The 26,383-nt window shown below is 68.6% G+C and carries 26 protein-coding genes and 1 tRNA gene; 17 read left to right on the top strand and 10 right to left on the bottom strand.

The window, feature by feature from the left end; genetic code table 11:
• Positions 1-359 precede the first annotated feature (359 nt).
• Positions 360-737: a helix-turn-helix domain-containing protein gene (locus tag VHR41_11090; protein ID HEX3234732.1), complete on the top strand. Its 378-nt coding sequence runs from the start codon at positions 360-362 to the stop codon at positions 735-737.
• Positions 738-837: 100 nt separating this feature from the next.
• On the opposite strand, the gene VHR41_11085 is transcribed toward VHR41_11090, so the two are convergent.
• Complete coding sequence (locus VHR41_11085; protein ID HEX3234731.1) at positions 838-1,263, bottom strand: GspH/FimT family pseudopilin; 426 nt, start codon at positions 1,261-1,263, stop codon at positions 838-840.
• Positions 1,264-1,455: 192 nt separating this feature from the next.
• On the opposite strand from VHR41_11085, the gene VHR41_11080 reads away from it, so the two are divergent.
• From VHR41_11080 to VHR41_11055, 6 genes are all read left to right on the top strand, one after another.
• Positions 1,456-2,694 carry a hypothetical protein gene (locus VHR41_11080; GenBank protein HEX3234730.1) on the top strand — a complete coding sequence of 413 codons (1,239 nt, stop codon included), beginning with the start codon at positions 1,456-1,458 and terminating at the stop codon, positions 2,692-2,694.
• A gap of 245 nt (positions 2,695-2,939) precedes the next feature.
• Positions 2,940-3,752 carry a helix-turn-helix domain-containing protein gene (locus VHR41_11075; GenBank protein HEX3234729.1) on the top strand — a complete coding sequence of 271 codons (813 nt, stop codon included), beginning with the start codon at positions 2,940-2,942 and terminating at the stop codon, positions 3,750-3,752.
• Entirely contained in the window at positions 3,749-4,159 is a 411-nt protein-coding gene (locus VHR41_11070; protein HEX3234728.1) for a response regulator, read from the top strand. The genes VHR41_11075 and VHR41_11070 overlap by 4 nt, the downstream gene beginning before the upstream one ends.
• Positions 4,156-4,794 (top strand): MerR family transcriptional regulator, encoded by a 639-nt coding sequence (locus VHR41_11065; protein ID HEX3234727.1) that lies wholly within the window; start codon positions 4,156-4,158, stop codon positions 4,792-4,794. Before VHR41_11070 ends, VHR41_11065 begins: the two co-directional genes overlap by 4 nt.
• A gap of 23 nt (positions 4,795-4,817) precedes the next feature.
• Positions 4,818-5,390: a LemA family protein gene (locus VHR41_11060; protein ID HEX3234726.1), complete on the top strand. Its 573-nt coding sequence runs from the start codon at positions 4,818-4,820 to the stop codon at positions 5,388-5,390.
• Complete coding sequence (locus VHR41_11055) at positions 5,387-6,415, top strand: M48 family metallopeptidase (GenBank protein ID HEX3234725.1); 1,029 nt, start codon at positions 5,387-5,389, stop codon at positions 6,413-6,415. Before VHR41_11060 ends, VHR41_11055 begins: the two co-directional genes overlap by 4 nt.
• Here the strand turns inward: VHR41_11055 and VHR41_11050 are convergent.
• The 4 genes from VHR41_11050 to VHR41_11035 form a co-directional block, all read right to left on the bottom strand.
• Entirely contained in the window at positions 6,399-7,448 is a 1,050-nt protein-coding gene (locus VHR41_11050; GenBank protein ID HEX3234724.1) for a response regulator, read from the bottom strand. The genes VHR41_11055 and VHR41_11050 overlap by 17 nt on opposite strands.
• Before the next feature lie 19 nt (positions 7,449-7,467).
• On the bottom strand, positions 7,468-8,532 hold the full coding sequence (locus VHR41_11045; protein HEX3234723.1) for an HD domain-containing phosphohydrolase: 1,065 nt from the start codon (positions 8,530-8,532) through the stop codon (positions 7,468-7,470).
• A gap of 121 nt (positions 8,533-8,653) precedes the next feature.
• On the bottom strand, positions 8,654-9,496 hold the full coding sequence (locus VHR41_11040) for an MqnA/MqnD/SBP family protein (protein ID HEX3234722.1): 843 nt from the start codon (positions 9,494-9,496) through the stop codon (positions 8,654-8,656).
• 5 nt (positions 9,497-9,501) lie between these two features.
• Positions 9,502-10,296, bottom strand: coding sequence for a zinc ribbon domain-containing protein (locus VHR41_11035; protein ID HEX3234721.1), 795 nt, complete (start codon positions 10,294-10,296; stop codon positions 9,502-9,504).
• 160 nt (positions 10,297-10,456) lie between these two features.
• Between VHR41_11035 and glnA the strand changes: the two genes are divergently transcribed.
• Positions 10,457-11,857, top strand: coding sequence for a type I glutamate--ammonia ligase (gene glnA / locus VHR41_11030; GenBank protein HEX3234720.1), 1,401 nt, complete (start codon positions 10,457-10,459; stop codon positions 11,855-11,857).
• A gap of 5 nt (positions 11,858-11,862) precedes the next feature.
• On the opposite strand, the gene VHR41_11025 is transcribed toward glnA, so the two are convergent.
• Complete coding sequence (locus VHR41_11025; GenBank protein ID HEX3234719.1) at positions 11,863-12,549, bottom strand: DUF3108 domain-containing protein; 687 nt, start codon at positions 12,547-12,549, stop codon at positions 11,863-11,865.
• A gap of 16 nt (positions 12,550-12,565) precedes the next feature.
• Between VHR41_11025 and VHR41_11020 the strand changes: the two genes are divergently transcribed.
• The 5 genes from VHR41_11020 (at position 12,566) to VHR41_11000 (ending at position 18,465) form a co-directional block, all read left to right on the top strand.
• Positions 12,566-13,402, top strand: a complete 837-nt coding sequence (locus VHR41_11020; GenBank protein ID HEX3234718.1) for a TIGR01458 family HAD-type hydrolase — start codon at positions 12,566-12,568, stop codon at positions 13,400-13,402.
• Positions 13,403-13,424: 22 nt separating this feature from the next.
• Complete coding sequence (locus VHR41_11015) at positions 13,425-15,017, top strand: hypothetical protein (GenBank protein HEX3234717.1); 1,593 nt, start codon at positions 13,425-13,427, stop codon at positions 15,015-15,017.
• 33 nt (positions 15,018-15,050) lie between these two features.
• Positions 15,051-15,434 carry a hypothetical protein gene (locus VHR41_11010; protein ID HEX3234716.1) on the top strand — a complete coding sequence of 128 codons (384 nt, stop codon included), beginning with the start codon at positions 15,051-15,053 and terminating at the stop codon, positions 15,432-15,434.
• 311 nt (positions 15,435-15,745) lie between these two features.
• Complete coding sequence (locus VHR41_11005; GenBank protein ID HEX3234715.1) at positions 15,746-16,627, top strand: diacylglycerol kinase family protein; 882 nt, start codon at positions 15,746-15,748, stop codon at positions 16,625-16,627.
• A gap of 338 nt (positions 16,628-16,965) precedes the next feature.
• A complete protein-coding gene (locus VHR41_11000) occupies positions 16,966-18,465 on the top strand; it encodes a hypothetical protein (GenBank protein ID HEX3234714.1) in 1,500 nt (499 codons plus the stop codon).
• Between the two features lie 2 nt (positions 18,466-18,467).
• Here VHR41_11000 and VHR41_10995 read toward each other — a convergent pair whose 3' ends face one another.
• Positions 18,468-18,716, bottom strand: a complete 249-nt coding sequence (locus VHR41_10995) for a hypothetical protein (protein ID HEX3234713.1) — start codon at positions 18,714-18,716, stop codon at positions 18,468-18,470.
• Positions 18,717-18,742: 26 nt separating this feature from the next.
• On the opposite strand from VHR41_10995, the gene VHR41_10990 reads away from it, so the two are divergent.
• Entirely contained in the window at positions 18,743-19,174 is a 432-nt protein-coding gene (locus VHR41_10990; GenBank protein HEX3234712.1) for a hypothetical protein, read from the top strand.
• A gap of 96 nt (positions 19,175-19,270) precedes the next feature.
• On the opposite strand, the gene VHR41_10985 is transcribed toward VHR41_10990, so the two are convergent.
• From VHR41_10985 to VHR41_10975, 3 genes are all read right to left on the bottom strand, one after another.
• Entirely contained in the window at positions 19,271-20,599 is a 1,329-nt protein-coding gene (locus tag VHR41_10985; protein HEX3234711.1) for a hypothetical protein, read from the bottom strand.
• A gap of 66 nt (positions 20,600-20,665) precedes the next feature.
• Positions 20,666-22,036: a cytochrome c peroxidase gene (locus VHR41_10980; GenBank protein ID HEX3234710.1), complete on the bottom strand. Its 1,371-nt coding sequence runs from the start codon at positions 22,034-22,036 to the stop codon at positions 20,666-20,668.
• 242 nt (positions 22,037-22,278) lie between these two features.
• Positions 22,279-22,413, bottom strand: a complete 135-nt coding sequence (locus VHR41_10975) for a hypothetical protein (GenBank protein HEX3234709.1) — start codon at positions 22,411-22,413, stop codon at positions 22,279-22,281.
• A gap of 155 nt (positions 22,414-22,568) precedes the next feature.
• On the opposite strand from VHR41_10975, the gene VHR41_10970 reads away from it, so the two are divergent.
• The 3 genes from VHR41_10970 to VHR41_10960 form a co-directional block, all read left to right on the top strand.
• A tRNA-Cys gene (locus VHR41_10970) sits at positions 22,569-22,639 on the top strand.
• 259 nt (positions 22,640-22,898) lie between these two features.
• Complete coding sequence (locus tag VHR41_10965) at positions 22,899-25,298, top strand: protein kinase (GenBank protein HEX3234708.1); 2,400 nt, start codon at positions 22,899-22,901, stop codon at positions 25,296-25,298.
• A 414-nt stretch (positions 25,299-25,712) separates the two neighbouring features.
• A partial coding sequence (locus VHR41_10960) for a hypothetical protein (protein ID HEX3234707.1) occupies positions 25,713-26,383 on the top strand: 671 nt, incomplete at its 3' end.

Below are 26,383 nucleotides of genomic sequence, written 5' to 3'. Positions count from 1 at the left end.
TGCCCCGACCTCGGGTAGTCCATGCGCGGGACGGCCGTCTAGCCACGACTAGGCGGCCGTTCCGTTTTTTCAGGCGTGGGCGGCGCCCCCCAGTCGCTGCTTCCCCGGTACGCTCTCCCCGGATCCAGCTGCCAGATCGATCTCGCGCTGACAGTCAACTCCATAACGGAGCGGTCGAGAGCTCTCCCTGGCAGTTCCCCAGGATCAAGCTGGTGAAGGGGGCCGCGGCTATCCCGCTGATCGATGCCCAGCACCCCGCAGGGGTTCCTCCGGGTCCTCACCCACGGCCAATCGCCTGAGATCGGGTGCTGCCGACATGCCGTTCTCGAATTGGATTGGGAGCAAAGTTACCTTCATGCATGCCACCGCTGCACCTGCTGGTCCTGGAGCGCGACCCCGCGCGACTGGACGCACTGTTGAGCCTGCTTCGGGGGGCCGGTCACCATGCGGTGGCCGCGCCGGACGGGCCTGCTGCCGCTGCCGCCCTGGCGCTCCCCGGCTTCGACCTGGTGGTGCTCGATCTGGAAGCCCCCGATCTGGACCTCGGCGCCCTGCGTCACGCTCTTGCGCCGGCCGCGGCGGGCGAACCCGACTCGTTGGACGCGGCGGAGCGGCGACACATCTCGCGGGCGTTGCGGCACACCTCGGGGAACAAGCGGCAAGCCGCCCTGCTGCTGGGGATTTCGCGCTCGACCCTGCTGCACAAGGTGCGGAAGTACGGTCTGGAGGACGGTTAGGCGCCGCCCGGTGCCGCGCCGCCTCCCCGATTCGTTTTCGAAGCAGAGCGGGGTCGGTCGACCGAAGAGGCCGTCACCCTCCGGCCGGCCGCCCGCTCCCTCAGGGAAGAATCCGGACACGGCCGAGCCGTGATACGACCACGGTCCGACTCGCGCCCCCCCGAGTGAGCTGAAACGATGCATTGGAAAGACCGGCCGTGACACCAACCGGCGAGAAGACGATCTGCTTGGCCCCGCCGGCGAGCGCGACCCCGTCGGCCACCGGACCGGATGCTCGCCACGACTGAGGGCCCGCACTGCCCAGCCGGATAACCAGCGAGTCCGGTGCGATGGTGAGCACCACGGGACGGCTCTCCAGAATGGCGATCATCCGGGCCCGCCGGTGGGCCCCGACCAAGTGACGGGCTGCCGCCTCGACGGCCAGATCATCGGCCAGGGTGGCGAACCGGGGCAGTGCGATGGCGGACAGCAGCCCCGTGACGATCAGGACCAGCAGCAGCTCGATGAGGGTGATGCCGCGTCGCATGGGGCGCACAATATGCCCAATGTGAGCACTCCCCAGCACCCGTTTCGCACGGGCTGCTGCTGGAAACTGCGCGCCCTTGCCACGGCCCGTTTGGCGGGCCATACTAGCATACTCCACCGCCCCTCTCGGAAGGACGTTTCTCTGTTCACGCCCCAGCAGCTCTTTGGCGAGATCGGGTCGTCCGGGGACATCGTGTCCAACGCGCCCTTCCTCGAACGCGCCCGGCTGGAGCGCGATCAGGAGCGCGACGTGTCGGCGAAACTGGCGTTGGGCGGCTATCTGACTGCTCGCCTGATCGAGCGCCTTCTGACCTCGGACGATACGACCGAATCACGGCTGGGCCTGCGCTGGCAGATCGAGGCGGTGCGGCGCCATATCCGGGAGCTCCCGTCCGATCTGCCGGAGACGGCACATCTCCGCGGGATCACCGATGCCCTCCCTAACGACGGGCAGCCGCTCGCCGGTCTCCGGCTCGGCATCATGGCGTACGCCTATTTCCTGGAGCACGAAGGCCGCCTGGAAGAAGCGCTGCAGACGCTGACGCTGGCGGTGCGGACCTATGGCGAACGGGTGCCGCCCGCCGAGTTTGCCAGCACGGCTTTGTTCGCGGGGCGGCTCAACAGGCTGCTGGCGCGCTGGCCGACCGCCATGGCCTGTTACGCCGCCACCGAATCCGCGGCAACGACGGCGGGCGACCTGGTCATGGTGCTGCGCTCCCGGCTCGGGCGGGCGCACGTGTTCAAGGGCCAGGGCAACCTCCCGCTGGCCCGCGCGACGGCCGAGGACGTCGCCCGGGCGGCGGAGGCCGCTGGTCTGCGGGAAGTCCAGGCCATGGCCTGGGCCGACATCGGCTCGGTCCTCTCGAACGAGGGGAGGCAGGTGGAGGCGGTGCAGGCCATCTACCGGGCGTTCATGCTCACCGAGGACGCGGTGCAGCGGATGCGAACGCTGGGAGATCTCGGGACCGTTCTTCGGGACATCGGTGCGTACGAGGCCGGGCGTCTGGCGTTCGATATCGTGGTCTCCTCCAAGACCAGCTTCCTAGTACGGACAAATGCCCTGCTGGAGCTGATGGAGCTGGAGTCCACGGTGGGGAACCGGATGGCGTTCGAGCGGTGTCGGGGTGAAGCGGGTCACTTGCGGAAGCGCATGCCACCCAGCATGCTGGCCGACTACCATTACAAACTAGGCATCGGGTTGGCGCGCTTCGGACAGTACAGCCGCGCACGCAGGGCGCTCGCGGCGGGGCTCGAGCTGTCCGAGGCCCACCACATCAACACCTGGTATTTCCGGTTCGAACGGATCCTCGCAAGCCTCTCCGAATGTGAGACTCGCGAGCCCGAGTCCGCTACCCCCGACGGCCTGAGTGGATCGCCGACGGTTCAAGCGGTCGCGGTCGGGCTCCGCGAATTTGCCAGTCTGACTGGCTAGTTGTTCGATCCCTGGGTCTCGAACGACGGTGCCGACTGCTCCGACGGGCCGGTGGCGTCCGTCCGGGTACAGGCAGCGGATGCAAGTGTGGCAGCGGTCAGCGAGGCGATCACAAGCCATTTCGTGGTGGGACGTGACATTGGGGGAATCCCTTTCAGATGACCTGGAGACACTCCGGGGTCCGGACAATCTGAGGAGCAATTTCTCCCGTTATTAGGTCCTTTTTGCGACATTCAGGGGCCGATTTGCGACATCTCCTGCTCGCCGCCGTGCCTGCCGATCGGCTTTTCCGGCTCCGGACGATCGACCCCGACCGCTTTCTTTGGGAAACGGTGTCGACCTGGGCGGAGGCGGTCGAGACCATCCGCGCCAAGCCGATAGACATGGCCGTGGTGGATCCCCTGCTGGGCGGTGGGGCTCCCCGTTCCCACGGCATCGAGCGGTTGCGCCAGTTCTTCCCCTCGCTCCCGCTCCTGGTCTACACCGAGCTGACACCCGCGACGGCCGGAGTGCTCCTCGACCTCGGCCGTGCCGGGATCCGGCGGGTGGTGGTTCATCGGTTCGAGGACGCCCCCGGGGCCCTCCGCGGCTCGCTGCTCGCCGAGCTGGAGCAGAGCGCCCTCCAGCAGGTCATCCAGGGGCTGGGCGGCATTCTCCAGGAGCTTCCGCCGGAGCTCCGGGTGGCCCTGGAGACGATGCTCCATGCCCCCGGCGAGGGGCCCACCGTGACGGCGCTGGCGGAGCGTGCCCAGCTCACCCGGCGCACCTGCGAACGGTGGTTCACCAAAGTGGGACTGCCGTCTCCCCGCATGGTGATGGTGCTGACCCGGCTGCTCTATGCCCACCGGCTGCTGCTCGATCCTGGCTACACGGTCGAGGACGTGGCACTCAAGTTGGGCTACAGCAAGCCCAAGACCCTCCAGATGCACTTGCGCGCCGTCTTCGGCCTCACCGCCGGGGAGCTGCGAGTTTCGCTGTCCGTGGAGGAGGCCCTCGCCGCCGTGACCCACCGCTACTTCACCCCGCTCGGTGTTCCGCTCAGCCAGGTGGCCTCGTGAGCCCGCGGGTGCTGATCGTCGATGACGAGCCCGCGCTCCGGCGCACGCTGGCGCGCGTGCTGGAGAGTCTGCAGTACGACGTCCTCACGGCGGGTGATCCCCATCTGGCCTACACGATGCTCGACGAGGCGGACGTCGATCTCGTGCTGCTCGATCTTCACCTTCCCCACCTGTCCGGCGCCATGCTGTACCTCGCGCTGGTCCGGCGCTGGCCCCGCTTGCGCGGCCGGATCATCCTGATGACCGGAGATTCATCTGGCCTGGAGCATGACTGGCCCGCCGAGCTGCTGGCCTGTCCGCTGCTGCTCAAGCCGTTCACCCTCTCCGCGCTGGCGGAGACGGTCCGGTTCGTCCTGGCCGACGCGGAGCCCGGCCCGGACCAGCGCGCGAGCAACGGCCCGGCATGACCGCCGGGCTGTCGGTCAGCGCTCCTCCGGACCCGCTCGCCGTCCTGCGAGAGTATCGCGCGCTCGCGCCGTGGGGACTCCGAGACCTGGCCGGTCTGGCCGCCGGGATCCTGGACGCCTCGGGCGTGGTGCCGGTCAACGCCGCCGCCCGGGCGCGCCCCAGCGAGCGCACTATCCGCTTTTACGTGGCGCGCGGCCTGGTGAGCCCACCGGACGGGCGGGGCACCGCCGCGGTCTACTCCTATCGGCACCTGCTGCAGGTGCTCGCCATCAAGCTGCGGCAGATGGAGGGTGCCACCCTGGAGGCGATGACCCGTGAGTTCGAAGGCCTCACCGGCGACCTGATCGAGCGGCGGGTGGCCGGCGTCCTGGGCCCGGCGCTCCCCCGGCCGGACCGCCTGCCGCTGCTCCAGACACCCGGGACAGGACGCGGCCGGGTGGGGCGGGCCGTCCTGGGATGGCTGACACCGGTAGAGGGCGCCTCGGCGCTGGGCTCGACGTGTCGCCGGATCGTCGTCGCGCCAGGTATCGAGGTGCTGATCGACGAGCAACATCCCGTCATTCGGCTGAACGGCGACCTGGTCGCGATCGCGGAAGCGTTTCGTCAGGCGCTGGCGCCGCTGATCACGCCGTAATTCCACTCGAGGAAGCATCGACCATGGCCACGATCATCCTCCTGGTGATTCTCGCGCTCCTGGTGCTCTGGGTCGTCGGGGCGTACAACAGCTTGATCACCCTCAAGAACCAGGTCGCCAACGGCTGGAAGCAGATTGATGTGCAGCTCAAGCGGCGGCACGATCTGATCCCCAATCTGGTGAACACGGTCAAGGGGGCGATGGATTTCGAGCGCAACACGCTGGAGGCGGTGATCGCAGCGCGCAACAAAGCGGTGACCGCCACCGGCGTGCGGCAGACCGCGCAGGCGGAGGGCGAGCTCACCCAGGCGCTGGGCCGGCTGTTTGCGCTGACCGAGGCCTACCCCGATCTCAAGGCCACCGCCAACGTGGCCCAGCTGCAGGAGGAGCTGACCAGCACCGAAAACAAGATCGGGTTCGCCCGCCAGCTCTACAACGACGTGGCCACGCAGTACAACACCAAGCAGATGCTGTTCCCCACCAGCCTGATCGCCGGACTGGCCAAGGCCACTCCTGTCGAGCTGTGGCAGATCGAGGACGCCGCCGAGCGGGCGGTGCCGACCGTGGATCTGTCGATGAACAAACCGGCGCCGTGAGCGAGCCGGCAGACCTCTTCGCTCAGCAGGAGTCCAACCGCCGCCGCTCTACCTGGCTCGTCATCGGATTCATCGTCTTCTTCGCCTGGGTCGGCTTTGGTGGCGACCTGGCCTTCGGCCTGCTCACCGCCGACGCGCCGCCCGGCGGCTATCACCACGTGGTCCCCTTCCTCGGCATCTTCACGACCCTGGTGGCTGGCGGCATCTGCTGGTACTCCTGGCGCTACGGGGCCGAGCGGGTGCTGTGGGCCACGGGCGCCCGCGAGCTGCTCGAGCCCGCCACCCCGGCGGAGAAGCAGCTGGTCAACGTGGTCGAGGAGATGTCCATCGCCTCCGGCCTGCCCCGGCCGCGTATCTGGATTGTGCCGGACGGCGATCCCAACGCGTTCGCCACCGGCCGCGACGCCGCGACCGCCAGCCTCGCGGTCACCGAGGGGCTGCTCGGCGCGCTCACCCGGGACGAGCTGCAGGGAGTGATCGCCCATGAGATGGCGCACGTGCAGAACCTCGACGTCCGGCTGATGACGCTGCTCGCCGCGATGGTCGGGGCGATCGCGCTGATGTCCGACGGGCTGGGGAGGATGATGCGAGGCGGGAGCTACCTGGGACGCGGCGGATCGGGCGGGTCACGCGATCGTGGCAAGGGAGCCAACCCGCTCGCGATCGTCATCCTGGTGTTATGGGTGCTGACCCTCCTGGTGGCCCCGATCGTCTCCCGGGTCCTGGCCATGGCCGTGAGCCGGAAGCGGGAGTACCTGGCGGATGCCACCGGCGCGCAGTTCACCCGCAATCCGGGCGCCCTGGCCAGCGCGCTGGAAAAGCTCGAGGCCGCGTCGTCCCCGACCCGATCGGTCACGCGCGGCGCCGCGCACCTGTGTATCGTCGATCCGGCGCCCGGGCTGCTCTCCTCACGCGAAGGCTTCCTGGCCAACGCGCTCACCTCGCACCCGCCGGTCCGGCAGCGGATCGTCCGGCTCCAGGGAATGAGCTACCAGGCGGCGAAGCGGGTCAGCTCACCAGCGTGATCATGTCGGCAGTGAAGCTGCCGGGATCGAACGGGAGCTGCACCACCACGTCCGCTCCGCCGGCGCGCGCCGCCTCGCCGTCACCCGCCACCAGCGCCACGACCCGGTAGGCCCGGTTGCCGTCGGGCGCGAAGCCGCCCAGCGGGTGCGCCCCGGCCGCGCTGGACCCGCCGATCAGGACCACCAGCGCGACCCCGATGGCGCCGGCCGCCCGCTGGAGGTCTTCCATGCCGGCCACCCGCTCCACGCTGAACCCTGCGTGGCGAAGCAGCAGGGCCACCACCCGAGCCAAATCCTCCTCCGGCACGTGCATCAGGGCGGCACCGCGCCGGGGCGGGTGGGCGGCCGGGGCGTCCTGGTCCAGGTCCACCATCTGCACGCCGGGAGCGTAGGTCTTGCTCCGCAGGGCGCGAAGGTCGCCGATCTGGCGGACGATGTCGCGGATGCGACGGAGGGCCTCCCGCACGCTGTCCAGCGCCTGCCGGCGCTGCTCTTCGGGGACGGCAGGGTCGGCCAGCACCTCCACGTCGGCGAAGGCGGTCATGAGGGGATTGTTGATGCTGTGATTCAGAGTGACCGTCATCTCGCCCACGGCACCGAGTCGCTCGGCGCGGACCAGATCGCGCTCCGCCGCGCCCAGCGCCTTGCGCAGCTCCCGGCCGCGCCGCACCCGCTCCATTACCTGCGGCAGCAGCTCGGCCAGCGACGGGTCCTTGGCCAGATAGTCGTCGGCCCCGCGGCGGAGCGCCGTCGCCGCCAGCGACTCGGTGCCGTGGGCGGTGATCATGACCACCGCCGGCGGAGTGGGCCGGGCGCGAATGGCGTCCAGGATCTCCAGTCCGCTGGCATCGGGGAGCTCGTGATCGAGCAGCACGATGTCGATCCCGTCGAGCGCCTGCAGCGCCTCGCGGCCGGTGGTCACGTGCGTGCTCGGGCCGAAGGCCTGGATAGCGGGCAGATGCTGGATCAGACGGGCGAGCGACGGATCGTCGTCCACCACCAGCACCCGGGGGCGGTCCGACGCCTCAGCCATGGTCAGCGGTCCTCCCACGTCAGCCTTGGATGTCGTCCAGGAACACCAGCGCCTGGCGGTGCCCGATCACCGTTTCGAGGGCGCGGTGGACCTCGGGATCGACCGCGCTGCCGACCAGGTCACGCATCCGCTCGACGGCGAGATCCGGCGGCATCTTTTCCTGATAGGGGCGGGAGGTGCTGAGGGCGTCGTAGATCTCGACCGCGCCGATGATACGCGCGCCGAGGGGAATGGCCTCCGCCGCCAGTCGATCAGGATAGCCGGACCCATCCCATCGCTCGTGGTGGCTCCGGACGAAGCTGATGACCTCGCGCAGGTGCACCAGCGGCGCCAGGATCTGCGAGCCCACCAGCACGTGCTGCTTCACGTGCTCGTACTCCTCATCGGTGAGCGGTCCCTGTTTGTTGAGGATCTCCTCCCGGATGCCGATCTTGCCGATGTCGTGCAGCCGGCCGGCGGTGCGCACCGCCTCCACCTCCTCGTCCTGCCGCCCGAGCTCGGCGGCCACCATCGCGGAGAGATCGGCGACCCGGGCGGAATGCCCCCGCAGATAGGGGTCCTTGGCCTCGAGCGCGTTCACCAGCGCCTCCAGCGTGGCCACCGAGATCCGCTCCAGATTGGCCTGCTCCACCCGTCGCTCGGCCGCCCGCACCGCGACTTCCTCTTTCAGCCAGCGGTTGATCTGCTGGCCTTCGACGAGGGTATGGCGTCGTTGCAGTGCCTGGGTGATGGCGCGGCCCAGGTGTGGGAGGTCGATCGGCTTGATCAGGTAGTCCAGCGCGCCGCGCTGCATGCAGAGGGCCGCGCTGGTGGCGTCGTTCACGGCGGTGAGCATGAGGAGCGCGATGCTGGGCTCCAGCTCCATGACCTTGGGCACCAGGTCCACGCCGTTGATGCCCGGCAGGTTCACGTCGAGCAGCATGCCGCTGATCTTCTGCCGCTTGAGGAGGTCCAGGGCCTCCTCGCCCGTCGCGGCAATCGCGACCTCATAGCCCTGTTGCACGAGAAACTTGCGGAGCGCGTTGCGGATCCCCTCCTCGTCGTCGACGACGAGCAGGGTGACCGGGCCATCCGGGAGGGACACGCAGCCTCCTCCACCGGGCCGCTCCAGGGCGGTCAACGTCGCGGCCGCTTGCCTCGGGTGAGGCGAGGACGAACAGTTCTCAGGGTGTCCGGAAGGTAGGACGGGCCGCAGGGCGGGTCAATTACCCCACGAACTCCGGCGTGACCCGCTCGGGGATGATTCCCGCCTCGAACCCGCGCCGCAGCAGCGTCTGGACAGCCTCGCGGCCGCGCGGACCGTAGTCCACGGTCCACTGGTTCACGTACATCCCCACGAAGGTGTCGGTGCGCTCGTCGCCGATGCCCCGGTTGAACTGGCGGGCGTGGGTCAGTGCCGGCGCCCGGTGCTCCAGCGCGTACACGATGCTCGCCCGGAGGTCGCGGGCGATCTGCTCGATCACGGCGGCCCCCAGGTCGCGCCGGACCGCGTTCCCGCCCAAGGGGAGCGGCAGGCCGGTGTCCTCCAGCCACCACGCGCCGAGGTCGGCCCAGAGATGCAGGCCGCTATCCGCGTAGGTAAGCTGACCCTCGTGAATCAGCAGGCCCACGTCCGCCTGTCCTTCGAGCACGGCGGCTTCTATGGCGTCGAACGGCACCACCAGCTCGACCACGTCCGGCTGGTAGAGCTTGAGCGAGAGAAAGGCAGTGGTGAGCCGGCCGGGCACCGCCACCCGGAGCCCGCGGAGGCCGGCTCGCGGATCGGCGGGCGCCGCACGGCGGGAGACGAGCCGGGGGCCGTACCCGTCGCCCATCGACGAGCCGGAGCCGAGCAGCGCATAGGTCCGCCAGATGTAGGCGTAGGCGTGGATCGAGACCGCGGTAACTTCCAGCTCCGCCCGCCGGGCGCGCTGATTGAGCGATTCGATGTCCGCCAGCTCGTGCACATAGCGGAGCTCGCCGGTGTCGATCTTGCCCTCCGCGAGCGCATAAAACATGAACGCGTCGTCGGAGTCGGGGCTGTGGGCAACGCGGATGGTTCTGGGCATGAAGTTTACCGGCTCTCCGCCTGGCGTTTGAACTCGTCGAGCGCCGGCCCGTGCTCGAGGTATTCCACTCGATTGGCTTTCATCTCGGCATCGTAGTGCGCCAGGAAATCCCGCGAGGCCCGGGCCCGGGCCGCGGCGTCGCCCCGCGCCTCGGCCACGCTGCCGCGGATCAGGTCCGCGAACAGGTGCGCCGGCTGCTCGGCCTGGATGGTGTCGGCCAGAGCGAGGGCGCCGGCCAGGTCACCGGTCTGGATCCGGAGCACCGCCGCGTGGTAGCGGGCATCGATGTCGGCCGAGTCGAGCTGGGCATAGGCGCCGAGCGCCATCGGGGTGAACCGCTCCACCTGGGCGCTGTCGCCCTGCTCGGCTGCCGACATGATCCGGTTGAACAGCCGGTCGAAGCGCTCGCGGGGTGACATCTGACTGATGTCCGGTGCCGCGCCGGCCCCGCCAGCGCTCCCGGCGGGACCGGGCTGACTCGCGGCCGCGCCCGCGTTGGGCATGTCCGGCGCCACCGGTGCGGGAGCTCCGCGGGATACCTTGAGCAGGATAGCGCCGACCAGCACCACGGAGACGACTCCGGCGACGCGCCAGGCAACCCGCTCGCGGTTCGCCGTGACATCGGCGGGCGCCGCACCGGGGACCGCCTGACCACAGCGGTGGCAGAAGCGCGCGCCAGGCGACAGGTGGGCCTGGCAGCGGGCGCAGTCACGTGAAGCCAGCCCTGCGCCGCAGCGGCTGCAGAAGTTACCGGTGGCGGGCGCCCCGCAGGCGGGGCAGGCGAGAGGCGTCGTGGTCATGTGGGGTGGAAGCGTAACCGGTCCCCAGCATCGGGTAAACCGGCGAGCTGCCGACCGACCCTTACCCTAATCCCCCGGGGGAATTTTCTTTCCCTCCGGTCCACCGCGGGCGGCGCGAAAGCTGCTCGTCCCGTGTCACTTCCCACCGGGGTATCGATCCATGCCGCAGGCCAAGCAGCGGGCGGCCGGCTCGACCGAGCGTCCGAGCCTCGAAGGGTTCCCCACCGAGCTGGGCGGGGCGAGCAAGGAGGACCTGCTCGAGCTCACCCGCAAATTCGGGGTCGACTTCATTCGATTGCAGTTCACCGACATCCTGGGGATCAACAAGAACGTGGAGGTGCCCCGCACCCAGTTCGGGAAGGCGCTGGACGGGGAGATCATGTTCGACGGCAGCTCGATCGAAGGCTTCGTGCGGATCGAAGAGTCGGACATGCTGCTCAAACCGGACCTCGCCACCTTCCGCATTCTGCCGTACGAGGACGAGGGCGGGCGGGTGGCCCGGGTGCTTTGCGACATCTACACCCCGGACGAGCAGCCGTTCGCCGGCTGCCCCCGCACCACCCTCAAGCTCCAGCTCGCCCGGGCTCGGAAGCTCGGCTTTGCGATGATGGCGGGATGCGAGGCGGAGTTCTTCCTCTTCGAGAAGTCGGCCGACGGGTCGCCCACGACGACGACGCACGACGACGCGGCCTACTTCGATCTGGGTCCGATGGACAAGGGCGAGGAGATCCGCCGGGTGATCGTGGAGCAGGTGGAAGCCATGGGGTTCGAGGTGGAGGCCGCGCATCACGAGGTGGCCACCGGCCAGCACGAGATCGACCTGCGCTACGCCGACGCCCTGGTCACCGCAGACAACCTGACCACGTTCAAGTTCATCGTGCGCAACGTGGCCAACCGGTACGGTTTCCTGGCGTCGTTCATGCCCAAGCCGATTCAGGGACTGAACGGCAACGGCATGCATACCCACCAGTCGCTCTTCCGGGGCAAGGAGAACGCGTTCTTCGATCCCAAGGCGGAGTACCAGCTCTCCCGTACGGCCCTGAGCTACATCGAAGGCCTGCTACAGCACGCCCGGGGCTTCTGCGCGATCACCAACCCGCTGATCAACAGCTACAAGCGACTGGTGCCCGGCTACGAGGCGCCGGTGAACGTCGCCTGGTCGATGCGGAACCGTTCACCGCTGGTGCGCATCCCCGAGCGCCGGGGGCTGGGCACGCGCTGCGAGCTCCGGATGCCGGATCCGTCCTGCAACCCGTATCTGGCGCTCACGGTCCAGCTGGCCGCCGGGCTGGATGGGGTGGAGCAGAAGCTGAAGGCGCGCGAGCCGGTCAACCGGAACATCTTCACCATGAGCTATCGGGACCGCCGCAAGTATCGGATCGACGAGCTGCCGCGGGACCTGCACGAGGCGCTGGAGATGTTCGAGAAGGACAATGTGGTGAAGGCGGCGCTGGGCGAGCACCTGACCGAGCGGTTCCTGGAGGCCAAGCGCGACGAGGTGCTGCAGTACAATCTGCAGGTCAGCCGGTGGGAGATCGACAACTATCTGGGGCGATACTGAGGGGACTAGACGCCGCCGACCAGGTCCAGGGTCACCCGTCCGAACGGCAGGGGAAGGTCCATCTCCACCGGAAGCCGCCGCGAGTCATCGGTCAATTGGACGCCGACCATGAGGTTGCGCGAGGTGATCTGGAGTACCAGCACCGGCACGGCGGCACCGCTCGGCAGGGTGGCCGTGTCCCGGCCGACCACCCGGACCCCGATGGGGTTGTATCCCGTCTTGAAGTACCGGGAGATCTGATAGGTCGCGCCCGGCTTCAGTGGCACGGTGCGGAGATAATAAAGGAAAGCGAGCTCGTCCAGCGGATTGCTCGGCGCCTGCCAGTCCTGGGGGACGCCGTCCTCCCGGTAGCGGCTGGAGTCGGGGATGATCTGATACTGCGCCTCGTCCACGCTGCTCCCCTGGAACCACCGGCGGTGAAACCGGAGGGAGTTGAATCGCCCGGTCCCGACCCAGGAGGTCAGATCGGCACCCACCCGGAATCCCAGCGGATGGCCCTCGCCGTTGGCCGCGAACACGAACGCCTCGGTGCCGCGCTCGCGGGCCAGCCGGTTGACCGACATGCTGGCCGTCCCGATCGGCACCATCCCGAGCCTCGCCTCGTACTGCAGGCGCTCGCCCACGGCGAAGGGGTAGGGCGACGCGAGGTGCGCCAGGAGGGCGGCATGGAGCACAAAAGGAATGGTTGGCATGGTCGTCAGATCCTGAATGCAGGATAACCAAAGTGGGTCGCGCGCGGCAGCGGCGCCGGCGGCGGACCGTCCCACGGCCTGGCTGCTCGACCTCGACGGCACGCTCTACGCAGCTGGCGCGGCGATCCCCGGTGCCGTGGAGATGCTCGGCCGGCTGCGCCAGGCGGGCACGCCGTTCCGGCTGGTCACCAACACCACCAGCCGCTCGCGCGCGATGCTGGTCGAGCGGCTCGGCGAATATGGCTTCACCGTGCGTCCTGAAGAGATCTTCACCGCCACGCTGGCGGGGGTCGAGCTGCTGCGCGCCACCGGCCACGGGCGGGTGGCGCCGTTCCTGCCCGCCCCGGCCCTGAAGGACATCGTCGGTCTCGAGCTGGTGGGTGGGACATCGGGGCTGAGCGGGGCGGGCCCGGTAGACGCCGTGGTGCTGGGCGATCTGGGCGAGCGGTGGAGCTACCAGCTCCTCCAGGAGGCGTTCGAGCGGATCATGGCCGGCGCAGCCCTGGTGGCGCTCTCCCGCGACCGCTACTGGCTCCGGGGCGAGCGGCTGGCGCTCGACGCCGGGCCTTTCGTCGCCGCCCTGGAGTACGCCACCGGCACCAGTGCCACCGTGGCGGGCAAGCCCAGCTCCGCCTTCTTTGCCGCCGCGGTTCGGAGCCTCGGCGCGGGGGAGGCGGGCCGGATCGCCATGGTGGGAGACGACCTCTGGTCGGACGTCGACGGGGCACAGCGCGCCGGGCTGCAGGGCTGGCTGGTGCGCACCGGAAAGTTCCGTGAGGAGGTGCTCCGACAGAGCTCGATCACGCCAGACCGGATCGTGTCCAGCGTCGCCGATCTCGCCATGTATCTTTGAGACACCCGCCCCAGGAGCACGATTGCAGTTCCGGTACCTCCTGCCCCTGTTCGTCCTCAGCCTTCCGACCTGGCTCTCCGCCCAAGCTCCCGTCGATTCGGGGGCGACGCCGGACCCACACCGGATCGTCGGGGTCACGCTCGACCGCCGGGACATCTTCGATCCCGAGGAGCGCGGGTTGGTCGCGCGGGTCGGCAACGCCCTGCACGTGGAGACCCGGGCCGCGACGATCCGGCGGGAGCTGCTCTTCCGCCCCGGAGAGGCGTACGACTCGGCGCGGGTGGCGGAGTCGGAGCGCAATCTCCGCGCGCTCGCGGTCTTTCGGCAGGTGCGGATCGATTCGGTGCGCACCGACTCCGGCCTGGTCATCCGGGTGCTGACCAAAGACGGCTGGAGCACCAAAGCGGACTGGCGCTTCCGGAGCGCCGGCGGCGAGGTGGCCTTCACCATCGGGCTGGTGGAAGACAATCTCCTGGGCACCGCCTCCACCGCCGCGGTCCGCTACCGCAAGACGCCCGATCGCTCCACCGTCACGCTCGGGTTTCGGCGCCCGCGTCTTTTCGCGGGCAAAGTGGGGCTCGGGCTCCAGTACGAGGACCGCAGCGATGGTCGGCTGGAGGCCCTGCTGGTGGAGCAGCCGTTCTTCTCGCTCGCCTCGACCAGCGGCTTCCGGGTCGAGCTGGAGGACCACGACGAGCGGGTGCTCCGGTTCTTCGAGGGGTCCAATGTCGCGGACGACACCCTTCAGCGGCGCTACACGCTGGCGCGGACCTCCGCGGCCTGGGCCCTTCGCGCCTCCTCCCGCGGGTTCCTCCGCTTCGGCGTGCAGGGCCAGGTCCGGCGGGATGACTTTCTTCCGGAGGCGTCCACCGCGCCTTTTCCCAAGACGGTGACCGGCGCCCTCGGTCCGTACCTCACCTGGAACCGCGCCAGCTTTCTGGTCACCCGAGGCGTCGCGGGGTTCGCCCGGGAAGAGGACGTCGATGTCGGCGTCACCCTCCGAGTCGGCGCGCTCGCCGCGCCCAAGCTGTTCGGATACGATCGCGATGGGATCGGTCCACAGGTCACCGCGCGGCTGGGTGCCCGGGTGCCCGGAGGGTTCGGCTATCTGGAGGCGCTGGGTGGAGGCGTCTACAGCTCGGCGGGGCTCGACTCCGGAACGGTCCAGCTCGCCGCCACCGCCGTGCTGCAGCCGGGGGCGCACCAGGTCGGGATTCTGCACGTGGACGCCGGCTGGCAGAAGGGGGCCCTCCCTGGCGCGGAGTTCGATCTAGGCCTCGGCGTCGGCCCCCGGGCGTTCCGCAGCCATGCCTTCACCGGGGATCGTTCGATCTTCGCGACGGCGGAGTACCGAGTCACGGTGGTGGACGACTTCCTGGGAATGGTCGGCCTGGGGGTCGCGGGATTCGTGGACCACGGTGGGGCCTGGTATGCGGGCGATCGGCGCCGCACCGGATGGGACGCGGGTCTGGGACTGCGCCTGGGGGCGAGCCGCTCCAACGACACCGATGCCCTCAGGTTCGACCTGGCGCGACGGTTCGCGAATGACGTGGAGGGCGCGGGCTGGGTGGTGACGGTCGGCAAAGGGTTCGTCTTCGCTTCCCTGACGCGGTGACGGTATACTTGAGCACCCTCACCCACCAACGCCATGACTCCGATCTTCGCCTCGCCGCGCAGGGCCTGGCTCATCGCCCTGGGTGCACTCGTGGTTCTCTTCGTCCTGTTCAGCCTCTACCTCGGCCTGGCGTTCGCCTGGAGCTACTCCGACGGGCAGCGCGCCGGGGTCCTGCAGAAGTTTTCCCGCAAGGGGTGGTTCTGTAAGACGTACGAGGGCGAGCTGGCGATGTCGATCGTGCCCGGCGTCACCCCGACGATCTGGGAATTCAGCGTGCGCGACCCCGTGGTCGTGAACCATCTCAAATCGGCCATCGGCAACCGGGTTGCCCTGCATTACACCGAGCACCGGGGGATACCGACGACCTGCTTCGGGCAGACCAATTACTTCGTGGATAGCGTGGCGATCGTTCGGTAGCGGTGCTGCCGATTGCCGGGGAGGAACAAGGCCGGCCGGCCGCCCCGGAACCTCAGCGGCGGTCGGGATGACAGCGCGGCGTGCCGCGTCTCGGAATGACAGCGCGGCGCTCCCCCGCGCGGCTGCACCTCAGGTGCGGAGCGCCCGGGTGAGGAAGACCGCCGCGACGGCGACGGCGATGATGAGCAGCACCAGCGTCAGGACGGTGATCCCCCGTCTGGCGTGAATCGAGTGGGGCATCCGGTCTCTCCTGTTGGCTCCTCGCGCATACTACAGTTGCCAGCGCCTCGCCACCAGCGCTGATTCGGGTGGTGAGCATCGCCGTCATCCTCAACCCGGCGTCGGGGTCTGGCACCGGCGAGTCCGCCGCAGCGGAGGTCACCCGGCTCTTCGCCGAGCGGGGTGCCGAGTGCACCGTCACGCTGGCCCCGGGCGGGACGTCGCTGCGCGAGGCGGCGGACGCCGCCCTGCGGGCGGGCTGTCGGACGCTCGTCGCGGGCGGCGGCGACGGCACCGTGAACGCTCTCGCCGGCGCCCTGGTAGGCCGGGACGTCACCCTCGGCGTGCTCCCGCTCGGCACGCTCAATCATTTCGCCAAAGACCTGAAGATCCCGCTGGAGCTCGCGGCCGCGGTGGCGGTCATCCTCGATGGCCGCGTCCAATCGGTCGACCTGGGCGAGGTGAACGGGCATGTCTTCCTCAACAACTGCAGCATCGGAGTGTACCCCCGGATCGTCGAGCTCAGGAAACGCTACGGCGGGAGCGGCCTGACCAAGTGGGTGGCCGCGCTCTGGGCCACCCTCGCCGTAGTGCGGCGCCGCCCCTTTCTCGGCGTCCGAATCGAGACACCGGGCCAGGCGGTGGTCCGCCGCACCCCGTTCGTGTTCATCGGCAACAACGAATACCGCATGACCGGGCTGCGAGCGTCGTCCCGCGAGTCGTTGACCACTGGCCGACTGGCGGTGTACCTGATGAACGCCAGCGGACGCCGGGGATTGCTGGGCCTGGCGTGGCAGTTATTCTGGCGGGGGGCCGACCGGGTGAGCGAGCTCGATCTGCTGCGGGTGGAAGACGTCACCGTCGAGACTCGGCGGCGCAAGCTTCAGGTGGCGATCGACGGCGAGGTGATGCTGCTGTCCACCCCGCTGCGGTGCCGGAGCCTTCCGGGAGCCGTTCGGGTAACGGTCCCCTAGGTCCGGGTTGCCTTCCGGAGCCCACGGGGGCATGATTCCAGCGCCCAATCAGCGCTGTACTGGTCTGGTGATTGGGCACGACGCGCTGTTCCAGCTCCTTCCGCCGCTAGCCGGCGACCTCGCCTTCGCGCCGTCGTCCCCCACGGACGGCCTACCCGACTCCGAGCGTCCTCCCAGCTACGGCTCCGGTTTCTGGTCGCCCCGCACCTGCAACAGGACGTCCCTTCGGGCGCCCGCAGTGCTTTCCCCCCGTAGGAGGTCCGTGCATGCGTCGGCTGCGTATAGGCATTTTAGACCTGGTCACAAAGAGCCCCAATCCCTCCCTGTACGGCCGCCTCATGAATCCCAATCTGGCCAGCATCATGCCCCAGGTCATCGGGGTCTGGTGCGAGCAGGCGGGCCATGATGTGCACCTGGTCTGCTATACCGGAATGGAAAATCTGCTCGACGAGCTGCCGGCCGACCTCGATGTCCTGTTCATCGGGGCGTTCACCCAATCGGCCCAGCTGGCCTACGCGCTCAGCAACCTCTTCCGCCAACGGGGCGCCGTCACGGTGATCGGAGGGCCTCACGCCCGCTGCTATCCGGAAGACGCCCGCAAGTATTTCGATTACGTCCTGGGATTCACCGATCAGAGCGTCGTCGCCGAGATGTTGCGGGACTGCACGCCGCATCGGCCGTTCGGCGTGCACCTCGCGGCCGCCACCCAGCCGGTCGAGCTGCCGACCCTCGAGCAACGCTGGCGCTTCGTCGAGGCCACGCTGGCCAAGGCGCCCACCATCAAGATCGTGCCGATGATCGGCAGCCTGGGCTGCCCCTACACCTGCAGCTTCTGCATCGACTCCACGGTCGACTATCAGCCGCTCGGCTTCCAGCAGCTCCGGGATGATCTGTCGTTCCTCCTGACCAAGATGAAGCATCCGATCGTCGGCTGGCATGACCCCAACTTCGGGGTCCGGTTCGACGACTACATGGAGGCGGTCGAGTCGGCGGTGCCCCGCGGCGCCATGCGCCACATTGCCGAGAGCAGCCTGTCGCTGCTCTCCGAGCCGCACCTCAAGCGACTGCGGCAGAACGGCTTCCAGGCCATCCTGCCGGGCATCGAATCGTGGTATGACCTGGGGAACAAATCGAAGACCCGGCGGACCGGGATGGAGAAGGTCGAGCAGGTCGCGGACCATGTGAACATGATCCTGCGGTATGTCCCGTACATTCAGACCAACTTCGTACTCGGCCTGGACGGGGACGTCGGGCCGGAGCCGTTCGAGCTCACCAAGAAGTTCATCGACTTGGCGCCCGGCGCGTTCCCGGCCTATTCGCTGCTGTCCGCCTTCGGCCGCGCGGCGCCGATGAACCTGGACTACCAGCGCGCCCGGCGGGTGCTGCCGTTCCCCTTCCACTTCCTGAACAACAACCACGCGATGAACGTCCGGCCCAAGAACTACAGCTGGACCGAGTTCTACGACGGGCTGATCGACGTCACCCGGTACTCCTTCTCCTGGCGCGCCATCGCCCGGCGAGTGCCGGCCACGCCGACCATGATTCCCAAGTGGATGAACTTCGTGCGCGCGGTGTCGTCGGAGGGTTTTGGCCGGATTCGCTATCACACCACGATCCGGAAGCTGTTGGATACCGACGCGTCGGTGCGGAACTACCTCGAGGGCGAGACCGACACCCTGCCGGAGTTCTATCGGGCGCGCATTCGCCGGGAGCTGGGACCGATGTACCAGCATCTCCCGCCGGGGGCGATGTTGCACGACCAGAACGCCTATCTCCAGACCGTCACCGAAGAGCCGGCCATGGCCCCGGTGCCGCTCCGGGCGCGCCGGGCCGGCTGACTCTAACTGTCGGCCAGTCGAGTCCGGGTATCGATCCAGGACCCGGTGCGATTCTGGCCGCCGCGAAACTCGAAGTGCTCCTCCTCCATCAGCCGCTCTCCCGGCGGCATGGCGGGCGCGGTCAGGTGCCAGAGCAGCAGCTGCTGGCCGATGAGCGAGGCCGCCATCCAGATCCCCGGTTTTACCCCCGGATAGAGCGACGCATACTCCGGCTTGAGCCGGGCCTCCCGGATCGTGCTCGGCACGCTCATTCTCCGCTCCGAGGGATGATGCTGCGATGCAGGGCACTCGGCTCGGGTTGACGCTGGCCCAGGGTAGCGCTCTCTTCAACTCGCCGATCGACTCGACTCACGGACGCGCCATGACGAATCAGGCCTCAGCCGACATGCTGTGCAGCCGCGCCAAGGTGGAGCTGGTGTTCCTGCTGGCCCACCAGCGGCATCCCAAGACCCGTCAGCGGCGCGACTGGACGTTGCTGCGCAGCCTGGTGCGGGAAGCCCTCGCCTCGGGCGCGCGTCCGGAGCACCTGCAGGATGGGCCCTGGCACATCGGCCAGCGGCCGCTTCGGAAGCCGGGGCGGAACGGGCTCCGCTTTGTCCCGCTGGTGACGCGGGGCGGCACGGAGATCATGATGCCCACACCGAAGGAGGCCGAGGAGCTGGTAGCGTTCCTCAACTGGTGTAGCATGCCGGATTTCGGGGAGCGCTAGAGGCGAGCCAGGGCCGGCCTCGGGACGCTCCCACTGGACCTGGAGCGTCCCGAACTTACGGGCTCAGGAGGTGTGGGGGAATGGGTCGGGCGGCAGCTAGCTCGCCAGCGGCACCACGTACTGCAGCTTGCCGCTGGGGGCGTTGGGAATCCGGTCCACCAGCTCGAACTCGACCCGGAACTCCAGGCCCAGGGCGGTCTCGACCGACTTTCTCAGCCGGTGGTGCTGAGCGTCCGAGGGCGCGCTCCGCACGTCGAGCAGGAAGCGGAGCTGGCGGCCGGGCTCCTCCCGCACCTGAAACCGCCGGACCCAGTCGTGCGCGTCTACCCGGCCGAAGAGGCTGGTGACGAACGGCGTGGTGATAGGCGCGCCGTCCGCCCGGCGGATGGCGTGCGCGGTCCTTCCCTGCACCCGTGTCACCATGCCGAGCCCGCGGCCGCAGGCGCAGGTCCCCGGAAGCCGCGCGGCCATGTCTCCCATCCTATAGCGGATCAGCGGCATGGCGGTGAGGCCCAGGCTGGTGACCACCAGCTCGCCAACCTCGCCCGCGGCCGCGGGAGTGCCGTCCTCCGCCAGCACCTCGATGATGAAGCTGTCGTCGTTCAGGTGCAGTGCGTCCCGCCGCTCCGGGCACGACCAGGCGACCACTCCGAATTCGTTGGTGACGTAGACATCCACCGCCGGCGCATGAAACGCCTCCTCCACCAGCTCGAGACAGCGGTCGGTCACCTCCATGGCCGTACAGAAGACGGCGCGCGGCGGCCGGACCTTGGCCCCGGTGGCCAGGATGTGCTCCGCCAGCGCCTCGATGGCGCCCGCGTACCCATTGAGGACGGGCGGATTCAAGGCCTGAAAGCGGGCCAGGACCTGTTCCGGCGGAGCATCCGACGCGACCCGCTGAGTCCGCGGCAGGATGCCGATCCGGCGCAGGTACGAGATCGGCCCCGCGCGGTCCGGCTTATCCAGAATCGCCACGCAGATCTGCGCGTCCCGCAGGCCGCAGCCGTACGCCTGATAGACTCTCCACCAGCGCGCCGAGTAGTCGGCCTCCTCCAGCTTGGAGCGGAGAAAGCGGCCGGGAGTGCCGGTCGACCCCGAGGTCGAAACGCCGACCAGTCCCTCCCGCTCGACGGTCAGGAACGCTTCGTGGCCGTGCCGGGCGATCACCTGGCGGTCGAGCAGCGGCAGGCGCTGGAGATCGCGCAGCTCGACGGTCCGCGGGTCGGTGATGCCGGCCTGGCGGAGTACCCCGGCGTAGTACGGCGTCTCGGCGGCTCGGAGGAGCACCTGCCGCAGGCGAGTCCGCCGGATCGACGCGAGCTCAGCCGGGGACAGCCACTGCTCCCTCTCCAGGCGCCGGACTGAGCCCACCAGGGTGCTGATCGCCGCGATTGGACCGGTCGCCATAATCAACGGCACGGGCATAGGTGCTGACTCCGGGGCTCGAGTGGGCCTCAGGAAAAAGGACGCGAAGCGTCGCCGGTTGCGGCGCTAAGGCAGATTGTCGATCGGCAGACCGCTGGGAACCGAGAGAGGCACGAACTGGCGCAGGTCGCGCGCGGCGGGGTCGGTGAGCGCTTTGAGGAACTCGGTGATGTCGTCCACGGTCGCCGAGGAGAGGACCAGGTCTTTGAGCTTCGCGTCTCGGGTCAGCAGGATGTCCGCCGCCGTGGGCAGCAGCGTGTTCTGCAGCAGAGGCTCGAGCTGGCTGGGGTCATACGCCTGGAGCTTGGTGCCCGCCTGGCTGTAGTGGTCCACCCAGGCGCGCAGCGACACGATGGCCCCGTCGTGGCCGTAGGGCGCGGTCAGCTCCACGTTGCGCAGCGGGGCGGTCCGGAAGGCGTACCGGTTCGCCGTATTTCCCGTCTGCCGCATGCGGCCGAAGTCGTCCCGGCCACTCGGGCCATCGCCGAAGCCGGGACCGATCTGGGGCACCAGCACGTTGTGGAACTTCCCGTCGGTGAAGGCGGGTCCATTGTGACACTGGGCGCACCTGGCGGTGCCCAGGAACGCCTTGGCGCCGCGGAGCTGTGCGTCGGTCAGCGCGTCGTCGTTCCCGGCCAGGAAGCGATCCCAAGGGGAGTTGTTGAAGGCGAACACGGCCGTGATCCAGCCGCCCATCGCGTTCCCCGCATGGGCGAAGCTCATATTGTCGAACTGCTGTCCCGGATACGCGCTCTCGAACATCGTGCGGTACTGGGGAATCGCGCCGAGGCGGCGCATGAGGAACCGCCAGACCTTCTGCGGCAGGGTGTCGGGAATGGCGGCCAGCTCGTTGCCGGCGTCGGCACGCATCTCGGGCCGGGAGAGCACGGGGAACATGGGCAGCGCCGACAGCGGTCCGAACTCGAGCACCGCCCGTTGCGACGGCAGGAGTGCCCCGGCCGGCGTGCGGACTACGCCGCTCGAGTTGGTGAACACCCGGCCGTCCCAGGTGAGCGGCGTCGTGGCGTGCAGGTTGAAGAGCGGCGGAGCGTTCCGATGGATGAACTTGCCCAGTGGATGCACCCGGGCCAGTCCGAGCCCGCTCCCTCCCTGGCCAATCGCGATGCTCCGGCCGTCCATCGTCGCGGTCTTGGCGAGGTGGCAGGTCATGCAGGAGATGTCGCGGTTGCCGCTCAGGATCTTGTCGAACGCGAGCGCCTGGCCCAGCAGGGAGAGCTCACGACGCACTGGTGCAGGCCGCTGCAGCGCGATGACGCCACTGGTGACGGCGAGCTGCCGGACTTCCGCCGCCAGTGCCGCGGTCTCCGCGGTGGCGGCCGCCATCTGGAGGTGCGGGGCCGTGGTGTCGTCGCTGCAGCCGGCGAGCCACAACGAGGCGGCGACGCCAAGGGTGCGAGCCAGCTTCCTGCGCGTCATCGGTACCCCTGTCGAGAAAGTGCCCGGCCGTGCTCGCGCCCCCGACACCATTCACGAGTGCCGGCCCGGATGTCCTGATGCAGTCTGGAGCGGGAGAGTTGTGCCTTCGGCGTCACCCCTGCATGCCGGCAGCGCGAGGCGTACCGGTCGAGCGGGGAGAGCCGTCTGCGGTGGGGAGAAAATGCGACTCTCGTGCCAGTCGCCGAGCGGTGGCGACACTGCCAGGTCTTGCAGGTGGGCGATCAGCCGGTGTCAGGCTTCTTGGCGGAGCTCTGGTCGCGGCGCTCGAGTTCGAACGAGGTCACCGCCGCGGATGCCAGTGCCGCCAGCGTGAACAGCGTGTTGTAGAAAGAGCAGACTATCGGCGTCCGCAGCACGATCGCTTCACGCGGCCAGGGTCCGCGCCGACCCGCAGCGCGGGATCATCGGACAGAGCGTGCCGATCCCCTTTCCTGGGGCCCTAACAGCATGGCGCACAAGCGCATCCGCACGTTGCGGAAGCCATTGTCTCGCATTAGGTTTGCTGTCCCACGGCGCCGTAGCCAAGTGGTAAGGCAGAGGTCTGCAAAACCTCCACCCCCAGTTCGAATCTGGGCGGCGCCTCTCAAGCTTCACAATAAGTTATGGGCCACCTGATCAGGTGGCCCATCAGCTGCCTCTGACCGGTAAGCCAAAGGAGTTGTCGTTCTGGCGAGTGCTTCCGGGTCGATACCATGCGAATGGATCCTTGTCGGTGTAGTGAAGCGACCCTAGACCTTCAGCGACCACCGCGTTACCGAAGCAATCGAGCGATCCTGGCCAATTTCCGCCGGCGAGGGCAGATTTTTTAGGGACCCCCCCTGAAGGCCTGGCCGTGACCGACATGACGGCCCTCGCATTGGCCGACGCCCTCCGCCATCGCTACACGCTCGAGCGCGAGCTCGGCCGTGGAGGGATGGCCACGGTCTACCTCGCCAGAGATCTCCGCCACAGCCGATTGATCGCAGTCAAGGTGCTGCACCGAGAGCTGGCGGCCAGTCTGGGCCCGGAGCGCTTCCTCCGCGAGATCCAGATCGCCGGCCAGTTGAGCCACTCGAACATCCTGGCGCTGTACGACTCCGGCGAGGCCGACGGACTCCTTTACTATGTCATGCCCTACGTCGAGGGCGACTCCCTGCGCCAGCGGCTCGCCCGCGAGAAACAACTGTCGCTCGAGGATGCCGTCCGAATCACCGGCGATGTCGCCGACGCGCTGGCCTTCGCGCACGCTCGGGGGGTGATCCACCGCGACATCAAGCCGGAGAACATCCTGCTGCAAGGTGACCGGGCGCTCGTGAGCGACTTCGGGATCGCGCGCGCCGTGGGGGAGGCCGGGAGCAACAGGCTGACGGAGACCGGACTCGCCGTCGGCACTCCCGCCTACATGAGCACCGAGCAGGCGAGCGGGGACAAGGATCTCGATGCCCGCACCGATATCTACAGCCTGGGCTGCGTGCTGTACGAGATGCTGGCCGGCCAGCCGCCGTACACCGGGGCCACGGCTCAGGCGATCCTCGCCCGAAAGGCAGTTGATCCGATCCCCAGCCTCCGAGTCGTGCGGGAGACGATCCCACCGGCGGTCGAGCGGGTCGTGACCCGCGCGCTGGCCAAGGTGCCGGCGGACCGGTTCGCCACGGCGACGCAGTTGAAAGAGGCCCTGGCGCAGGCGCGGACGGACGATACCGTCCTCACTCGACGGACCACGCCCCGAGGCGCGGCCCGACCGCGGCCCCGCTTGCGCTGGCTCGTGGCGGCCGGCCTGCTGATCGCGATCGGGGTGGCCGCCGCGCTTGCCCGGGCTCGTGTGCGGGAGCATCCAGCGGCAGCCGCGCCGGCCCCCCCTGCGCCGGCCCCGGCCGAGCGGGTGAAGCTGGCGGTCCTGCCGTTCGACAATCTTACGGGCGACCCCGGCCAGGACTACTTCAGCAACGGGCTGACCGAGGAGATGATAACGCAGCTCGGCCGCCTCAATCCACAACACCTGGGGGTGATCGCCCGTGCCTCGGCCATGCGGTACAAGAACAGCAGCAAGCCCGTCGACCAGATCGGCCGCGAGCTGGGTGCGCAGTATATCCTCGAGGGAAGTGCCCGGCGGGAGGCGGACCGGGTGCGGATCACGACCCAGCTGATCCGGACGAGCGACCAGACCCAGCTCTGGGCGGACAGCTACGAAAGCAAGGTGATCGACGTCCTGTCCCTGCAGACCGCCGTGACACGGGACATCGCCAAGTCTCTGGCGCTGAAGCTGCTTCCCGCCGAGGCGGCGCGCCTTGCCGGTGCCCGCACCGTCAACCCCGAGGCGTACGAGGCCTACCTCCAAGGCCGCGAGAAGATGCAGCAGCTGTCGGCGCCGAACATCGACGCCGCGGAGAAGTACTTCCAGGTCGCGCTCCAGAAGGACCCGCAGTACGCCTTAGCTCACGCGGGCATCGCCATGGTATGGATTGCCCGTCAGCAAATGCAGTTCGTGCCGCCGCGGGTCGCCGTGCCGCTGGCAAAGGCTGCCGCGGAGCAGGCGCTGGACCTGGATAGCACGCTGGCGGAGGCCCACTACCGGCTGGCGGCCATCAAGACCTGGTCCGATTGGGACTGGCCCGGCGCCGAGCGGGAGTTCCAGCGGGCTATAGACCTCGATCAAAATTTCGCGGAGGCACGGGCGTCCTATTCGCACTATCTCGTCATCATGAAGCGGCCCGCGGAAGCGATGACCCAGATCGAGCGGGCTCTGGAGCTGGACCCGCTGAGCGAGTTGCTCCAGGCCCTGTACGCTCAGGATCTTATCAATCTGGGTCGCTATGACGAGGCCATCGCAAAGCTCAACGCTGCGCTGCGGACGGCGCCCGGGAATCCTATGGTGCTGGGGGGTCTCTCGAACGCCTATTACCTCAAGCGGATGTACACCGAGGCGCTGACGGCCGAACGATCCTGGTGGGCCACCAGAGGTGATAGCGCAATGGTGGCAGCGCTCGACCGGGGCCATACAGAAGCCGGCTTTCCGGGAGCGATGCGGCGCGCCGCCGAGACCCTGGCATCGAAATCCCGCGCCACCAACATTGCGCCATACCGGCTGGTGCAGCTGTATGTGAAAGCCGGGGACCACGACCGGGCGATCGCGTGGCTAGAGAAGTCGTACGAAGCGCGGGATCCCAACATGCCGTACATCGGCGTAGGGGCGGTCCTCAGGCCACTCCACGGTGATCCTCGGTTCCAAGATCTCTTGCGGCGGATGAACCTCCCGAGCTGAGGCGAGTCGGGGCGATACTAGAAGGTGACCGTCAAGCCTCCGAGGATGCCCTCCACGGTCCACGGGTCGCGTCCTCTCGCACCCCGGGTATTTGGGACGGAATGCCGAAGCGGTCCAGGTGGGGCAGCGTGCGCTTCTGCGACTGACGATAGTAGCCTATCTAGGCTGGTTGGTCCTCGGAACTCTCGGAGTCGTGAAGCTGGGCCGTGACCCGCAGGGCCAGGTCGGTGGGATTACCTGCACCCTATTCTTCGCTTCACCTCGCTTGACTTTCTCCCTGCCGGCAAAGAGCCTAGAGGTCCAGTATGGGGTGCAGGACAGGAAAGTGACGGAGCACACCAACTTCTCGGGCGTACCAGTTGTGGGTCTGACGGGCACCGCCCTGCATCGTGAGTCGAACACAAGGAGACAAATATGGGCAATCCATTGGGACCCTTCCGCCCGGGCTCGTCACACACAAGTGCTTACCACGACGACACCGACCCGGCCGGTCCCATCAACGAAGCGCAGACCACACCCGATCGCCTGGCGCTGCCGGAGAATGCGAAAGTGGTGGGCATCGCCGATGCCCACAACCAGATCGGCGTCTACGGGGTCAGCCGGGACAACGTAGGGGTCAGAGCCGAAAGCACGGCCGGGGTGGCCCTGCACGCCCAGGGGGGCGCGGCGGCCGGTGTCTTCGTAGGCGACGTGCGGGTGAGCGGACAGATGAGGGTCGACGGACCGGTGCAGGTGGGCGGCTCGGGCACCTTCGCCGGCGACGTCGAGGTCAGGGGCGACATCCGGCTGATCAACGCGGACGTAGCCGAGGACTTCACGGTGACGGAGGGAGCGCCAGTCGAGCCGGGAACCGTCATGGTGCTGGGCGAGGCGGGCACCGTCCTGCCGAGCGGGCGCGCGTACGACTCGCGGGTCGTGGGGGTGATCTCGGGTGCCGGCGGCTTCAGGCCGGGCATCGTGCTGGACGGCAGGAAGGAGGGCGGTCGGCAGCCCGTGGCGCTGATGGGCAAGGTGTACTGCAAGGTCGACGCACAATACGGAGCGATCGACATCGGCCATCTGCTGACAACCTCGCCAACGCCCGG

Source organism: Gemmatimonadales bacterium (assembly GCA_036265815.1).
GTDB lineage: Bacteria > Gemmatimonadota > Gemmatimonadetes > Gemmatimonadales > GWC2-71-9 > CAVVWJ01.
This window is presented reverse-complemented; position numbering and strand designations above follow the sequence as displayed.

Coding starts and splice junctions, on each gene's coding strand:
- VHR41_11050 (HEX3234724.1), bottom strand. CDS start 7,448: ATGGCTGAGGCGTCGGACCGCCCCCGGGTGCTGGTGGTGGACGACGAT.
- VHR41_11010 (HEX3234716.1), top strand. CDS start 15,051: ATGACTCCGATCTTCGCCTCGCCGCGCAGGGCCTGGCTCATCGCCCTG.
- VHR41_11000 (HEX3234714.1), top strand. CDS start 16,966: ATGAATCCCAATCTGGCCAGCATCATGCCCCAGGTCATCGGGGTCTGG.
- VHR41_10985 (HEX3234711.1), bottom strand. CDS start 20,599: ATGCCCGTGCCGTTGATTATGGCGACCGGTCCAATCGCGGCGATCAGC.
- VHR41_11035 (HEX3234721.1), bottom strand. CDS start 10,296: ATGACCACGACGCCTCTCGCCTGCCCCGCCTGCGGGGCGCCCGCCACC.
- VHR41_11025 (HEX3234719.1), bottom strand. CDS start 12,549: ATGCCAACCATTCCTTTTGTGCTCCATGCCGCCCTCCTGGCGCACCTC.
- VHR41_10990 (HEX3234712.1), top strand. CDS start 18,743: ATGCAGGGCACTCGGCTCGGGTTGACGCTGGCCCAGGGTAGCGCTCTC.
- VHR41_11065 (HEX3234727.1), top strand. CDS start 4,156: ATGACCGCCGGGCTGTCGGTCAGCGCTCCTCCGGACCCGCTCGCCGTC.
- VHR41_11060 (HEX3234726.1), top strand. CDS start 4,818: ATGGCCACGATCATCCTCCTGGTGATTCTCGCGCTCCTGGTGCTCTGG.
- VHR41_11085 (HEX3234731.1), bottom strand. CDS start 1,263: ATGCGACGCGGCATCACCCTCATCGAGCTGCTGCTGGTCCTGATCGTC.
- VHR41_11090 (HEX3234732.1), top strand. CDS start 360: ATGCCACCGCTGCACCTGCTGGTCCTGGAGCGCGACCCCGCGCGACTG.
- VHR41_10980 (HEX3234710.1), bottom strand. CDS start 22,036: ATGACGCGCAGGAAGCTGGCTCGCACCCTTGGCGTCGCCGCCTCGTTG.
- VHR41_10995 (HEX3234713.1), bottom strand. CDS start 18,716: ATGAGCGTGCCGAGCACGATCCGGGAGGCCCGGCTCAAGCCGGAGTAT.
- VHR41_11040 (HEX3234722.1), bottom strand. CDS start 9,496: ATGCCCAGAACCATCCGCGTTGCCCACAGCCCCGACTCCGACGACGCG.
- VHR41_11020 (HEX3234718.1), top strand. CDS start 12,566: ATGCAGGATAACCAAAGTGGGTCGCGCGCGGCAGCGGCGCCGGCGGCG.
- glnA (HEX3234720.1), top strand. CDS start 10,457: ATGCCGCAGGCCAAGCAGCGGGCGGCCGGCTCGACCGAGCGTCCGAGC.
- VHR41_10965 (HEX3234708.1), top strand. CDS start 22,899: ATGACGGCCCTCGCATTGGCCGACGCCCTCCGCCATCGCTACACGCTC.